Source organism: Psychrobacter sp. ANT206 (assembly GCF_056880555.1).
Genome location: NZ_CP096271.1, coordinates 486584 through 501882 on the forward strand (window position 1 = coordinate 486584; position 15299 = coordinate 501882).

A 15299-nucleotide genomic window follows, 5' to 3' on the forward strand; every position below is an offset into this window, starting at 1 on the left:
AGCTGCCGAGTATCGTTTCTATGTCCGTCAAAACCGTCACAAAATTCATTTAACGAGCGATTGGTTGTTACTTTATATCTGCTAGGATAATAAAGGCGATAATAAATTGAGCAATCAATGTTGATGCTGTCTTTATGTGCAAGACAGCATCATATCACTATCGTCAGATAATCCCTACTTTCAGTAGTTGATGGTCGTTGTTGATTTAACTGTTTTTATTCATTGATTTCAATCTGTATCACATATCATATCCGATTCAATTCGATTTCAAGAAATGAAACATACACTTACTAATATGGGTTTATTAAGGTGTGAATACCACGCAAGCTCATATGACGTATAAAGCCGTATCATAAGCGCTAGATTATCAGTATAGAGAAATAGATGCTTTAGTTGGCTAGTTTTTATCGCCGCTGATTATTTTAAATAAAAAACCTGCCAGTCAAATGATTGGCAGGTTTTTTAATGTAAACGGCTTTAAAGGGTGCTACAAGTGCATTTCTATTACCAATACTCAAGCAGGCACGATAGTCAGCTGCTCGGCTAAGCTAAAGAAAGGTTTTGCTGCGCATTTAAAATCCAGGCTAGATTCTAAGTGATTCAAGTGTTGATTAATCAGCAATAACAGACCTTCTTCATCCCTGTTTTCAATGGCATTTACCATGCCAAGATGTTCGTCTTCAGCGCAGTTAGATGAGCCAACTTTATTATATAGCCCAATGATTAGCGTGGTACGTAAGGTAAGTTCACTCAAAAATCGCTCTAAAACTGTATTGCCTGAAATCATTGCTAACTGCATATGGAAAGTGCGCGATAGGCGTAGCTCCGCAGGCTTATCACCTTGCGCCCGCGCGTCAGCTTCGGCAGCTATCGTAGCACGCATGTCAGCAATGTCTTGCAGCCTGGCATTTTTGATTACTTTACGGGCAAGCGTACGCTCAATCGTGCGCCGTGCTTCAAACACATCACCTGCTTCTTTCGGTGACGGAGTTGAAACAAAAGCGCCTCGGTTGGGCTGTAATTGCACCACATGCATCGTTGCAAGGGTAGAGAGTGCTCGCCTCACATTGGCTCTGTTGCAGTTAAACAAGTCACTCAGCATCTGCTCGCCAAGCTTTGTTCCAGCGGGCAAGCGTTGCTCTGACACCGCAGCGGTGATGGAGTTGATAATGGTTTGCTCGGGTATTTCATCGAGCGCAGGAACTGTTTGTTTGGTTTTCTCTATTTTCATAGACGCAATTATAGTGTGCGACTGTTATCGCTACAACAAATATTAAAAAAATAGATTGTTTTGTTAACAATAATAGTTAACAATGATTGTTAACAAATATTACATGCTGCCGATCTGTGAATAATGACGATAACCTATGAATAGCGAGGCTCTATGAAAATTCTAGTGATGAACCCAAACTCGACCACTTCTATGACCGATAAAATCGTTGAAAGCGCGCGTCAAAAAGCCAGTGCAGGTACGACCATTATTGGCGCTTCTGGAACGGATTCGCCTGCATCTATTCAAGGACATCATGATGAAGCGCTCTCTGTCCCTGGTTTGATTAAACGCTTACAACAAGCGGAACAAGAAGGAATTGATGGTGTGGTCGTTGCCTGCTTTGATGACCCAGGTATTGGTGCTTGCCGCGAAGTGTTTTCAGGTCCAGTTATTGGAATTTGTGAAGCAGCGGTCAAAGCCGCTAGTATGATTTCAACCTCTTTTAGTGTAGTCACCACTTTGCCACGTTCCGTACCTGTGATTGAAGATTTGATTCATGGTTATGGTTTATCTCATCGCTGTAGAAAAGTACGCTCTGCTGCCATACCCGTGCTTGCTCTTGAGGAAGCTGGCTCTGGTGCCCGTGAAAAAATTCGTGATGAAATTTTACGTGCAGTGCGTGAAGACAACTGCGAAGCGGTGGTTTTGGGCTGTGCTGGGATGGCAGACCTAACAGAATGGCTGACTGCGGAAACGGGTGTGCCTGTGATTGATGGTGTGACTGTGGCTACTCGTATGATTGAGGCACTGGTTGGCTGTGGTCTAAAAACCAGTAAAATTGGCGCCTATGCAGCACCTATCCAACATTAAATAGAAATGGACGAAACAGCTATTAACCAATAAGTATTCAAAATTCTCAAGGAAGGAGAAGGTGATGGACAATATTCAAGGAGCCGTTGCTACGGCAGGCGTAAAAACAATAGAGCATAAAGGGGTTGGTGAAGAGAGCCTAGCGCCGCAAACCACACGAATTATGGGCTCTTGGTCTTATTTATTTACTTGGTTAGGTGGGTGTGTCTCTATTGGTACCTTCACCGTTGGGTCAGGTTTGGTTGGTACTCTTAACTTATTACAAGTAGTGCTAGCAATCGCCATTGGTTGTACGGTTATTGGTGCAGCGCTCATGATTAACGGTCGCGCAGGTCATAAATATGGTATCCCATTTATGGTGCAAAGTCGTTCATCTTTTGGTTTCACTGGTAGTCGCATACCAGCACTGGTGCGCTCTGTACCTGCGATTGTCTGGTTTGGCTTTCAGAGCTGGATTGGTGCCGGTGCATTAAATTTGGTGTCTGATGCTTTGTTTGGCTACAGCAATATAGTCGTCTTCTTTGTTGGTTTTCAGTTTTTACAAATTGGTCTGTCCGTTTTGGGTTTTCATGGTATCAAATGGCTTGAAAACATTGGCTCAATTTTTATTATTGGTTCACTGATTTACATGTTTATTAGTGTGATTAATAAATATGGTGATGTGATCTCAACCAATCTTATCAATACAGAAGGGACTTGGGGAGCGCCATTTTGGGGTGCAACTATGCTGTTTTTAGGCGTTTACAGTACGATGATGCTTAACGTCTCCGACTATTCGCGTGAACTAAAAGAAGATGTTGGTCTTTTTCGTCAAGTAGCCATCTATGCCAACTCTATCCTACCTGCAACATTGTTTATGGGTCTAATTGGTGTGATGGTGACCAGTGCGACTGGTGAAGTCGACCCTATCAAGGTGTTCTCGAGCGCCGTTGATAATAAGCCTTTATTAATCATCACCATGCTGTTTATTGCGTTTGCACAGGTTACTACCAATATCTTAAACAACGTCGTACCACCTGCTTATGCGTTGATGGATATTTTCAAAATCAAGTATAAGACCGCTGCGGTGATTGTAGGTTTGCTAGCCTTTGGGACATTCCCGTGGGAGCTAGTAAAAGATGAATCTGCTGCTGGTTTAAACTTATTTATTCAAACTTACTCCGCATTTTTGGGTCCTATCTTTGCCATCTTAGTCGTTGACTACTATTTCTTACGTAAGCAAAAGCTGGATCTAGATAAGCTATACGATGAGAATGGTCCTTATAAAGGCGTCAATATGGCAGCTGTTATCGCTATGGTAGTGGGGATTGTCGTTGCTCTACTATTTTCAAGTATTTCTTGGTACGCAAGCTTGATTCCAGCGGGCGCTATCTATTGGATCTTGATGTTAAAGATGCCAGCGGCTCAGCGCTTTATGTCATAAGACACTTAGCTCCTACGTAAAAACCCCTATAGCAGTGAAGTCTGCTATAGGGGTTTTTACGTAGGAGCTAAGCTAAGACTATTTGATTTTAGCCTTAAAAAACTGACGACAGCCACAATCTTAATTTCAATGACCATAACGGCTGAATACCCGTAAGCCCTTGGCTCATCTCGCCATCTTTTAATATCACATAAGAGGGCGTAACTTGTCCCTGCCAATCGTCAAAGATAGCGCCTTGTTTATCGTTTACAGTATTAAAACTATAATTGTTTTGCTTAAGGTAGCTGTGTAACTCTTGGTCAGAGCCGGACTTGATAGCAACAGTAACGACTGGATAGCTATTTTCTGCAGCCAACGCATTAATATTCGGTGAGGTCACGCTACATATCGGACACCACGTACCCCAAAAATAGACCAGCGTGGGTTTATCCGCACTCATTGCTGCCAAATCAATACTCTGCCCTTGATAATCCATCAATTGCAACTGTGGATCGGCTGGCATGACCGGCTGTCGCCACCAGTTAACAGCAGTATAAATAATGGCAAATACCAAGCCGTAGAGCAGCACAGTTTTAATAAGTGACAGTGCTTTTTGCTTGGGTGTCTTTTTAGATCTCTCAGTCGTCTTGTCGCTATCAGTCGTCATAGTGGCTGCTTTTTTGCTCAGTGGCTTTTATAAGTATAGTGAGTTCAGTATTAAAGCGCTACAGTAGGACTGGGATGAATTTTACGCAGCCTCTGTCGGCGTAGGCACAGCATGCCAGAAAAATTTATACCAGTACTGCGTTGGAACATAACGTATCTGTTTTATTTGGAATTGACTATAGTTTTTAATAGATAAAAATATACGGCTGAATGGTCAGCCGTATTATTCAATACATTAAGGATTTTAGTCGAGATGATTAAGGTTTTTGGGCGCGGTCTTGTAGTGGATCGCCAGTGAGCACACTACCTGAGTTTTCACGGCGCTCTTCATCACTCAACTTGCTCGCTGGAATTTTGGATTTTCGCTTCCATTTTAAGCTAAATAAGTCATCACGGCGATCAAGCAAATTGTGGACCGAACCTTCGTTACGGACGTGAGTGAGCTTGTCTAAATTCACATCTGAAAAGAAAACCATCTCAGTGTTGGCCGTCGTTTCTGCCATAATCGCGTCATGCGGGAATGCAAAATCTGACGGTGAAAAAATAGACGACTGCGCGTACTGAATGTCTAAGCTCTCAACTTGCGGTAAGTTACCCACTGATCCACAAATCATCACATAACATTCGTTTTCAATGGCTCGCGCTTGAGCACAGTGGCGCACACGTAAGTAGCCGTTTTTGGTATCTGTCCAAAAAGGCACGAACAAAATATCCATATCGTCGAGCGCCAACAAGCGGGCAAGCTCAGGGAATTCAACATCATAACAGACCAAGATACCAATACGACCAGCATCCGTATCAAATACTTTGACCTCATCACCGCCTTCGATGACCCAAGCGCTACGCTCATGAGGGGTAATATGGATTTTGCGTTGCTCTTCTACCGTACCGTCGCGGCGACATAGATAACTGACATTGTACAGCGTGTCGTCTTCATCTAGTAATGGCATGGAGCCCATAATAACGTTAACGTTATAGCTGACCGCTAAATGCGATATTTCGTTTTTAAACCACTCGGTATAACCTGCCAAAAAGCGAATCGCAATGTTTTGATCCGTCGACTCACACAAACCCATCAATGGCGCGTTAAAAAATTCTGGCAAGCAGGCAAAGTCAGAGTTGTAATCAGCCATAACGTCGACAAAGAATTCAACCTGTTGCAGTAGTTCCTCTGGCGATTCAACTTCACGCATCTGCCATTGAATACCGCCAATACGCACTTCAGATTTGCGAGTATTTGGCTTGTAGTCTTTTGGTTCATAATAAATATTTGCCCACTCAAGCAAGGTCGCAAAGCCTTTAGACTGTTTGTCATCTGGCAAATAAGCGGTCAAAATACGCTTGACGATAAAACCATTCGATAACTGGAAAGAAAGCGCAGAATCATGAATTTCACGTGAGGCAACCGCATCGATATAGTCACCGGGCGTTAAATCTTGATGGTTATGGTAGTTTGGAATACGACCACCAGCTAAAATTGCTCGGAAGTTCAACTGACGACAAAGCTCTTTACGGGCATCATACAGCCTGCGACCCAAGCGATAACCACGATATTCAGGGTCAATGAGAGCGTCTAAACCATAGATAGCATCGCCTTCAGGGTTGTCTCTGATAATCTCTTTATGACCAATCAAGTCATCATAGGTATGTGGATTAGAGAACTTTGCATAATCAACGCGCATAGATAATACGATACCAATCAGCTCGTCGTGATCAAATAAAGCAATCTGCCCTTCTGGGAAAGCGTCAATCAAAGTATGAATTGTATTCTTTGACCATGCGCCGCCTAAATTGACATAGACTCGATCCATTAACGCTTTTAGTTGCGGGTAGTCTTTTTTCTTAATCTCAGCAATCGTTAAATGAAAGTCTTCTGGTTTTTCTATCTTACTCATAAAATTCCTGTCTGTTGTTTCTGTATGCGGGTGTTGATAAGTGATATTGATAAATGAAGGTAAGACACATCTTGTGATTAATTTTTATATAAGTGGTATAAATAACGGTAAATTTAAGTCTCAACTTAAGGACAAGGTTTCGGCATAACAATGTTGAGAAAAATATACCAATAGGCTGTGAGAATCGTTACAATCATTTATCTGTGTATTTACAATAAGTTATAAGGATCGTTTCTCATATGATCTATTTTAATGAGGCATTTTTATAAGTTTGCAAGTGGCTCTATCGCACTTCAAGGGTGCTTTGACTACCTTTTGACGTACATTGACTGCTGATTATAGTATTCTTGAAGTAAATGTCGACTGGTATGATATCAAGCTCGTCAGCTAATGACAGTCAAACGTCGTAAAGATTTGCTAGGTTTTTGTGAGTCTTTCTGCCTCGTCTAGACATCATTTGATAAATTTATATTTAATTTTATTTGGTTATTTTTCCTTGCTCATATTTGATATTAACCCGTTAGGAATTTTTAATGACGCCTGAAATTCATACTGCTGTTTTTAGAACATTAGATGACATTGAAGATACTGCACTGGTGCAATTGGTGTACGTCAGTAGCATGACGCTTAGTTCGCGTTTTAGTACGACGATATTCGAAGAAGTAGAAAGTCATGCGCGTAATTATAATCAGCAACAGGGTATTACAGGCACGTTATGCTATGGCAATGGGCATTTTTTGCAGTGCATTGAGGGTGAAAAGGCCAGAGTACTGACGCTAATTCAACGTATATATGTCGATACCAGTCATAAAAACATTCAAGTGCTATTAGTGCAAGTCATCAAGCAGCGCAGTTTTTCTGATTGGCGTATGCGCTTACTGTTTTTGGAACGTTGGTTATGGTCACCTGCGACCAAAAAACAAGCGGCACAGCTATCACCGTTTTTGCCATTTTCGCCCCACGATTGGAGACCTGATCATACCGAATTATTCTTACAAGTGATCAAAAATTTTGATACGCCGCCTCATATCAATGCAGCGGGCATCACTTACAATGCGCTAGGTAATATGGTGCGCCATTTCGCTGCGCCGCATCAGGCTTTTTTAGTTGTTCAGGGTTTTTTGAGTGTGCTGCTCGTTGCAGGTTTAGCGCTGCTGTATGTATAGTTTATGCCACTTTAGAAAGATATAGGTGATTCACTTAAATATATCGTACTAGTGTTATTTGAGCATAAAAAAAGACGCTAATCTTATCGATTGCGCGTCTTTCTATTTATCTTTAATAATTAAAGATATATCAGGAGTGAAAACGCCTTACATATCGAAAATCTTACCACGGTTCATAATATTATTCGGATCAAAGACCTTTTTGACTTCTCGCAGATAATCAATCTCAGTCTCACTGCGGCTATAATGTAGATACGGCTTTTTAGTCATACCAACGCCATGCTCAGCAGAGACTGAACCGCCATATCTTTGCACTGTTTCAAACACGTGTTTGTTGACGACTTGACACTCGCTGAAGAAATCGTCTTTACTCATGTTCTCAGGCTTTAGGATATTTAAATGCAAGTTGCCATCACCGATATGACCGAACCAACAGACTTCAAAGTCAGGGTAGTTGCTACTGACGATATGATCAATCTCAGCGATAAACTCAGGGACATGACTGATAAGTACCGAGACATCGTTCTTATAAGGGGTAAATACTGAGATGGTCTCAGAGATATATTCGCGTAGCTTCCATAGCTCTTCTGCTTGCGCGAGACTCTGACTCATCACCCCATCAACGACCCAACCTTGCTCCATACAATCTTCAAATATCGCCATGGCTTTATCCATGATAGGCTCGTATGGCGCTTCAAATTCTAATAGCGTATAGAATTTGGTGCGCGATTCAAATGGCTCTTGTACTTGACCGTGTGCCATCAGCTTATCAATCGCTACGTCATCAAAGAATTCAAACGCGGTCAAATCTATCTGTGCTTGAAAAGCAGACAGCACATTCATCACATCATTAAAGCTGTCCATACCCAGCACCATGACGTTTAAGTCTTGCGGCTGACGCTCAAGCTTGATTTGGGCATGAGTGACAAAGCCTAGCGTACCTTCGCTACCGATAAACAATTGACGTAAGTCATAACCCGTGGCGTTTTTGACCATACCGCGATTCAATTGTAAGATATCACCTTTACCGGTCACCACAGTCAGCCCCATAATCCATTGACGGGTCATACCATAGCGTATCACTTTAATACCGCCAGCATTGGTACCGATATTACCGCCGATTTGACTGGAGCCTGCTGAGGCAAAGTCGACAGGGTAGTAGAGGTCTTTCGATTCAGCAAACTGTTGTAATTGCTGCGTGACCACACCGGCTTCAATCTCAACCATACGATCGGCAGGATAAAATTGTCCGATATGGTTCATCTTATCCATACTGACGACAATCTCGCCATTGGCGGCGACAGCGCCGGCAGACAAACCGGTACGACCGCCACTTGGGGTCAATACCACATCATGCTCATTAGCAAGTAGTACGATAGATTGCACTTGCTCAGTAGTCTTTGGAAAGACGATAGCCGCAGGTGCGGGTGCAAAGTGCTTGGTCCAGTCTTTACCCCAATGCTCTAAGCTTTCGCTATCAGTTTTAATTTGACTGGCATCAAACTGATGGGCGTCAATCAGCGAATTTAATAGGGTCTGGACAGCCGCGGTATAGGTTTCAGATAGGGCTTGGCTAGATAAAGAAGTCATGGTCAAATCTCGGTATCAACGTGAGTGCTATGCATAGAGGGGATTATTATGGGAATTATCATATAACCAAATGGCTATAACTAAACGTGTTTAATGGTGTATGTTATTAAGGGAATATTAACGATGTATATTATTGCAATTTAATAGTCGTCGCAATCGTAGAGTGTTATTAGTTTGCCTCTGTATATGCGTACATAGCATAAAGAAGGGGTGCTTTCTCATTTGGATAGCAGGATTCACTATAGCATAAAAAGTTTTCAGGATTGATAACCAATAATTCATCTAATCTGCTAACATCGCCGCCCAATTTTGTGTAAGATATCCAGACTCTTTTCGTTTCATTCATCCAAGCTTATCCCTCAGATGATTTTTATAAGACAATTATAGGACAGTTCTCACATGGCGTTATCACTCCAAAAAGACAAAATCCGGTTTTTATTGCTTGAAGGTCTGCACGACAATGCTTTAAAAGTATTAAAAGATGCTGGTTACCAAAACATCGAAAATATCAGTCATGCATTGGATCAAGATGAGCTGATTGAAAAGATTAAAGATGCTCATTTTATCGGTATTCGCTCGCGCACGCAGCTGACGCGTGAAGTGCTTCAGCATGCACATAAGCTTATCGGCATTGGTTGCTTTTGTATTGGTACCAACCAAGTAGACTTAGATGCTGCTCGTGAATTCGGTATTCCGGTCTTCAATGCGCCATTCTCAAACACCCGTTCGGTCGCTGAGTTGGTACTTGCTGAAGCCATTATGCTCTATCGCGGTATCCCTGAAAAGAGTGCCACTGTACATCGCGGTGGTTGGGGTAAGTCTGCGACTAACTCACATGAAGTACGCGGCAAAACCATCGGTATCGTCGGTTATGGCTCTATTGGCTCGCAGCTGTCTGTATTGGCTGAAAGCTTTGGTATGAAAGTCATTTATCATGATGTTTTGACCAAACTGCCACTAGGTAATGCAGTCCAAGTAGCTAGCTTAGAAGAGCTGTTATCTACTGCTGATATCGTGACTTTGCATGTACCTGATCTGCCAAGCACACGCTACATGATGAAAGCTGAGCAGTTTGCGCATATGAAAGACGGCAGCTACTTTATCAATGCTGCGCGTGGTACTTGTGTCGAGATTGATGACCTTGCTGCCGTGCTTGAATCTGGCAAAATCTTGGGCGCTGCAATTGATGTGTTCCCAAAAGAGCCAAAATCTGCTGATGAAGAGTTTGAGTCACCACTGCGTAAATTTGATAATGTTATCTTGACGCCGCATATCGGTGGCTCAACGCAAGAAGCACAGGCAAATATTGGACTGGAAGTTGCAGATAAATTTGTGCGATATTCTGACCAAGGCGATACAGCAACGGCGGTCAACTTCCCAGAAGTATCGATTCCGTTTAAAGAAGGCACGCATCGCCTGCTACATATTCACAGAAACGTACCAGGCGTCCTGTCACAGATTAACCGTCTGTTTGCTGAAGCAAATATCAATATCTTGGCGCAGAGCTTGATGACGGAAGGCGATGTCGGCTATCTCGTTATGGATGTCGATTATAACGACTCAACCGCGGCTTTAGATCAGCTAAAAGACGTTCAAGAGACAATTCGTGTGCGTATTTTGTTTTAAGTTTTGTAATAACAGTTTGAATTTATAGTTAGCACTATAAATAGCAAATAACAAAAAAGAGAGGCTCTATTCATAAGAGTCTCTCTTTTTTTATCGCATTTTACATATTTCTAAGGCATAAATTTAGCCAGCTTTAGTTTTATTGGCTGCGTCTGCTTGACGGCGAGCTTCGATCTTAGCTGCTTTGCGCTTCTCAATGACATCAATGACGTCACTACCGATATGGGCTTCACCACGTTTTTGTGCCAATTGCATTTGATGCTCACGCTCACGAAAGCGTGCTTTTTGCTCATCGGTCGCTTTATCGATACAGTGCGGACATGACTCACCCTTTATATAGGCAGGACTTTGCATCTCAGCTTGCGTAATCGGCATACGACAGGCAAAACACTGCTCATAACTGCCTTTTTCTAAGTTATGATTGACTGAGACACGGTTATCAAAGACGAAGCAATCGCCTTCCCACATAGAATCGCTGGCAGGTACTTCTTCTAGATATTTTAAAATGCCGCCCTCTAAATGATAAACCTCTTCAAAACCTTGCTCGCGCATAAATGCCGTTGATTTTTCGCAGCGGATACCGCCCGTACAGAACATGGCGACTTTTTTATGCTTGCTTGGGTCTAGCTCTTTTGCCACGTATTCTGGGAATTCACGAAACGTTTCGGTATTAGGATTGACCGCATTTTGGAACGTGCCAATTTTTACTTCATAATCATTACGCGTATCAATCAGGATGACATCAGGGTCTGAGATTAGGGCATTCCAGTCGCTTGGCTTGACATAGCGACCTACCGACTGCAATGGATCGATATTCTCCACACCCATCGTGACAATTTCCTTTTTAAGCTTTACTTTGGTGCGATAAAAAGGCTGGGCATCAGTATAAGATTCTTTAAAAGTAAAACTGCCAATTTCTTCGATACTACGCAGATAGTCTAGGACATTATCGATACCTTGGCGTGTGCCAGAAATGGTCCCGTTAATACCTTCACTAGCGATTAGCAACGTACCTTTGACGTCATTGTCGAGCATAGTATTTAGAATTGGGTCGCGGTACTTTTCAAAGTCAGCAAAGCGAGTGAATTTATATAGGGCAGCGACGACAATATTATTGGTCACGCTGTCGTATTCGGTCGCATGGGTTGATGCTTTTACGTTATCAGTCTGTGAGGTACTCATGTTTTTCTCCTGCTGGCTAGGTCGCAAACCTAGTGCATTGGGTTAAGGTGCTTTTTATCATTAACGGTTAGAATGAGTTGGTAAGATTCATAACACTAGCACGATTGTGGAATTGGCTAATGCGGGCGCAGTGTAACAAATTTTAGGGAAGTTTTGGGTGTTTTATCCTTCTTAAGCCAGATATAGGCGATGATAAAAATAGTCAATAAAAAAGCCCAGTAAAATACTGAGCTTTTTGCATATTCATTGTATAAAGTAAATTATAGCTTATTTACTCTGAAACCAAGTATCTGCTTTGCTGCGAGCACTAGCGATATCAGCACTGGATAAGTTTAATGCCAATTGACCAATTTTGCCACGGGCTTTATTACGGACTTTTTCATCGAGCATGCCATCACGGGCAGCCAAATCATACCATTTATAAGCATCGACTAGATTTTTTTGCTTTTCATCTAACAAGGCAAGCGTATAGCTAGCACGGTTATCACCACGCATAGCGGCTTTTTCTAACCAACCACGTGCTTGTTGTAGGTTTGGTTGTACACCTTCACCACGCAAGTACATGATGGCTAAGTTAAGCTGAGCAGGGGCAACGCCTTGCTGAGCCGCTTTGGTATACCACTGAACCGCTTGTTTGGTATTTTGAGCAATGCCTTCGCCTTTTTGCAAACGCTTGGCCAGATAAAATTGAGCATGATCATTACCTTGAGCCGCGCGATTAGATAGCTCGCTAATAGGCATTAGCTCAAAACGTGACGTATCAAGTGGTACGTTTGATATTAACTCAGCGTTGGCAAAACCTGCACAAGAAAAAATGGCAGTAAACAACGCAGCTTTTAATAATTTCATAGCAGCTCCAAAATTAGGCAGTTAATAAGCAAAAAAAATTGTCCCGCTAAACATTGTCTCGCTAAAGACAGTTAGACGGCGATAACAATTAGGCGACATCTTACAAGACCAACTTACCTAATTATTAGCAATATAATTAATCGTTATCATGTGCCAATAGATTCCAATAAAGCCGACAAACGGTATTAATCGGGGTGCAGTTGACACTATTTCGCTAGCTTAACACCCAAACTTACGAAACTCAAATACTAATTACACGATTTACTGCCTATCTATACCTCGTTGTCCTCAATAAAATCATAGAGTTACTTAGGTGTAAGAATAGATTAAGACTTTATTAAGGTTAAGGTTGTACTTATGGGTGTCAATATTACTTTTAATAAGAACTAGCAGTAGCAAATATCATTTAGGTTTTTGTTTGGTGACGCGATAAATAGCGACATCTGCCAATAGGTTTGGCGCTTGTCTTATCAATGCTGTCATCAACGGTGAATGCCCTTTTTCAGAATCACTGACGGCAAAACGATTGATAATATGAATATCATGCTGCGCGCACAGTTTCTCAAAATCTTTAAAGGTACATAGATGAATATTTGGGGTGTTGTACCACTCATAAGGCAGCGCTTCTGAGACCGGCATAATACCTTTCAAACCCAAATGTATTCGGTTCTGCCAATGGGCAAAATTAGGAAAAGTAATAACTGCTTCACGAGCGACGCGCAGCATATCAAGCAACAGTATATCAGGCGATTTGACTGCTTGTAGTGCACGTGCCATTACTACAGTATCAAAACTATTATCAGCGAAACGCGCCAAGCCGTCATTCAAGTCTTGCTCAACAATGGATAAACCATTAGCGATGGCTTCATTGATTTTGTCCTCGTCAATCTCAAGTCCATAACCCGTTACACCGCGATTTTGCTGTAAATGCGCGAGCAGCTCGCCATTACCACAGCCTAAGTCAAGCACATGTGAGTGTGGGGCAATCCAACGCTCAGCCAATTGATGATCCATTCTCATGAGCGCGCTCCTAATGTTTTTTGACTGTTTTGGTCTCGGTTATCAGTCATAAATGGTGCATTTAGGAAGCCTTTGACAGCGCCCATATAACGCGGAATATCAAATAAGAAAGAATCATGCCCGTGCGGCGCATCGACATTGATATAGCTGACCGGTTTACCAGTCGCCATCAGCGCATCGACAATCTCTTGTGAGCGCTCGGGAGCAAAACGCCAATCCGTGGTAAATGACACAATCAGATACTGGCATTCAGTATGGGCAAAGGCGGCTTTCAATGCGGTCAGCTCTTGATGATTAGCTGCACTTATGTTGTCGATACCCGCACTGTCCGCTAAAGCATTTGCTAGCTCGTCTTCGCTACTATCCGCTTTTACAGATTCAGCAAGGGACGAGGCTAAAGATTCTGGCGACGAATCTATAGCAGTCTCTAATGGATAATCCCGTGTCGGGTCAAAATAATCCAGTGCTTTGGTCATAAGCAAATAGGTATTGGCATCGAAATTTTCGCTAAAGCGCTCACCTTGATAGCGCAGATAGCTTTCGACTTGGAACTCAACATCATAGCCATACATAAACTTGCCGGACTTTAAATCACGGCCAAACTTGGCTTTCATCGCATCGTCAGTCAGATAGGTAATGTGTCCTACCATTCGTGCAAGGATAAGACCTCGGCGAGGGTAAGTACCTGCTAGCAGATAGCGTCCGTCTTTAAAGTCAGGATCAGATAAAATAGACTGGCGTGCCACCTCATTAAAGGCAATATTTTGCGCAGACAGCTTGGGCGTACTGGCAATGACCACGCAACGTTTTAAACGGTTTGGGTAATCTACTGACCATTGCAGAGCTTGCATACCGCCCATTGAGCCACCGACGACGGCATGCCAGACGTCAATGCCCAAGCGATCTGAAAGCATGGCTTGGGTCTTGACCCAGTCTTTGATAGTGACCAGAGGAAAGTCAGGTCCATATACTTGTGCTTGACTGCTATCTGGATTTATTGTCGTGGGACCAGTAGAGCCAAAGCAGCTACCGATATTATTAACGCAGACCACAAAGAATCTATTGGTATCGATGGACTTATTGGGTCCGATCATATTGTCCCACCAACCAGCTTTTTGATCTTCATCGCTATGAAAGCCTGCTGCGTGATGACTGCCTGATAGGGCATGGCAAATAAGCACAGCATTTGACTTGTCGCTATTAAGCGTACCATAGGTTTCGATAATCAAATCGAATGATGGTAAAGTGCGATTACACTCTAGAGTTAATGGCTCAGCGAAATGAAGAGTCTGGGGCGTGACGACTCCGACTGAGTTCAATAATTCCTCAGTGTTGATTGAGCTTTTAGCATTGCCTTTAGCATTGCTTTTATCTGTGGCGGACTGGTCACTGGTATTATCAGGGCGTGCGTTCAAAGCTACCTCACAAGACAACAATCATCAATAAAATAAGAAGGACACTGTATCGACAACTCGTTTTGCCGATATTTTTAAATGGTTTACTAAAAGCGTTTTATCTACACTGCTTTTTGACCATGTGCTTGCCTATTGTAGGGCGATGCGCATATGAGTACAACCTTCAAGCGCAGCCTTTCATACTTAGTTTTTATGTTATTAAGCCAATCGAAAAAAATGCTGGGTCATTGCTACAGGTTTTAGGCGCTATCGACGTAGACGAGTAGTGATAACTGCGTGTCAAATTGTACAAGGACACTTTTGCCATGCGTTATAAAGGGTTAAAATGCTACACTAACGGCGTGCTCATTGAATACTGTCTTAACAATCTTTTGTAGAGCTTCCTTCATCAACTTAACTATAAAA

12 protein-coding genes are annotated in these 15299 nt (G+C 42.5%); 4 read left to right on the forward strand and 8 right to left on the reverse strand.

Features of this window, described 5'->3' with window-relative positions; translation table 11 throughout:
- Window positions 1–514 precede the first annotated feature (514 nt).
- Window positions 515–1231 carry a GntR family transcriptional regulator gene (locus tag M0221_RS02045; protein ID WP_133105487.1) on the reverse strand — a complete coding sequence of 239 codons (717 nt, stop codon included), beginning with the start codon at window positions 1229–1231 and terminating at the stop codon, window positions 515–517.
- Between the two features lie 153 nt (window positions 1232–1384).
- On the opposite strand from M0221_RS02045, the gene M0221_RS02050 reads away from it, so the two are divergent.
- Both M0221_RS02050 and M0221_RS02055 read left to right on the forward strand, forming a co-directional pair.
- Complete coding sequence (locus M0221_RS02050; protein ID WP_149493178.1) at window positions 1385–2083, forward strand: aspartate/glutamate racemase family protein; 699 nt, start codon at window positions 1385–1387, stop codon at window positions 2081–2083.
- A 64-nt stretch (window positions 2084–2147) separates the two neighbouring features.
- Complete coding sequence (locus M0221_RS02055) at window positions 2148–3506, forward strand: NCS1 family transporter (RefSeq protein ID WP_011512773.1); 1359 nt, start codon at window positions 2148–2150, stop codon at window positions 3504–3506.
- Window positions 3507–3600: 94 nt separating this feature from the next.
- Here the strand turns inward: M0221_RS02055 and M0221_RS02060 are convergent, their stop codons facing one another.
- Together M0221_RS02060 and M0221_RS02065 are read right to left on the reverse strand one after the other, a co-directional pair.
- A complete protein-coding gene (locus M0221_RS02060; protein ID WP_483284216.1) occupies window positions 3601–4152 on the reverse strand; it encodes a protein disulfide oxidoreductase in 552 nt (183 codons plus the stop codon).
- A 256-nt stretch (window positions 4153–4408) separates the two neighbouring features.
- A complete protein-coding gene (locus tag M0221_RS02065; protein WP_149493181.1) occupies window positions 4409–6046 on the reverse strand; it encodes a carbon-nitrogen hydrolase family protein in 1638 nt (545 codons plus the stop codon).
- Between the two features lie 533 nt (window positions 6047–6579).
- Between M0221_RS02065 and M0221_RS02070 the strand changes: the two genes are divergently transcribed.
- Window positions 6580–7212 (forward strand): BLUF domain-containing protein, encoded by a 633-nt coding sequence (locus tag M0221_RS02070; protein ID WP_483284217.1) that lies wholly within the window; start codon window positions 6580–6582, stop codon window positions 7210–7212.
- A gap of 147 nt (window positions 7213–7359) precedes the next feature.
- Here M0221_RS02070 and M0221_RS02075 read toward each other — a convergent pair whose 3' ends face one another.
- Window positions 7360–8802: an FAD-binding oxidoreductase gene (locus tag M0221_RS02075; RefSeq protein ID WP_483284218.1), complete on the reverse strand. Its 1443-nt coding sequence runs from the start codon at window positions 8800–8802 to the stop codon at window positions 7360–7362.
- 399 nt (window positions 8803–9201) lie between these two features.
- Here M0221_RS02075 and serA point away from each other — a divergent pair, with 399 nt between their 5' ends.
- The gene (serA, locus tag M0221_RS02080; RefSeq protein WP_483284219.1) at window positions 9202–10428 is read left to right on the forward strand and encodes a phosphoglycerate dehydrogenase; all 1227 of its coding nucleotides are present in this window, start codon (window positions 9202–9204) and stop codon (window positions 10426–10428) included.
- Window positions 10429–10551: 123 nt separating this feature from the next.
- On the opposite strand, the gene trhO is transcribed toward serA, so the two are convergent.
- The 4 genes from trhO to metX form a co-directional block, all read right to left on the reverse strand.
- Complete coding sequence (trhO, locus tag M0221_RS02085) at window positions 10552–11610, reverse strand: oxygen-dependent tRNA uridine(34) hydroxylase TrhO (protein WP_011512779.1); 1059 nt, start codon at window positions 11608–11610, stop codon at window positions 10552–10554.
- A gap of 267 nt (window positions 11611–11877) precedes the next feature.
- Complete coding sequence (locus M0221_RS02090) at window positions 11878–12459, reverse strand: tetratricopeptide repeat protein (RefSeq protein ID WP_011512780.1); 582 nt, start codon at window positions 12457–12459, stop codon at window positions 11878–11880.
- 402 nt (window positions 12460–12861) lie between these two features.
- A complete protein-coding gene (gene metW, locus M0221_RS02095; protein WP_011512781.1) occupies window positions 12862–13479 on the reverse strand; it encodes a methionine biosynthesis protein MetW in 618 nt (205 codons plus the stop codon).
- Window positions 13476–14798: a homoserine O-acetyltransferase MetX gene (gene metX / locus M0221_RS02100; protein ID WP_483284742.1), complete on the reverse strand. Its 1323-nt coding sequence runs from the start codon at window positions 14796–14798 to the stop codon at window positions 13476–13478. Before metX ends, metW begins: the two co-directional genes overlap by 4 nt.
- Between the last annotated feature and the right edge of the window lie 501 nt (window positions 14799–15299).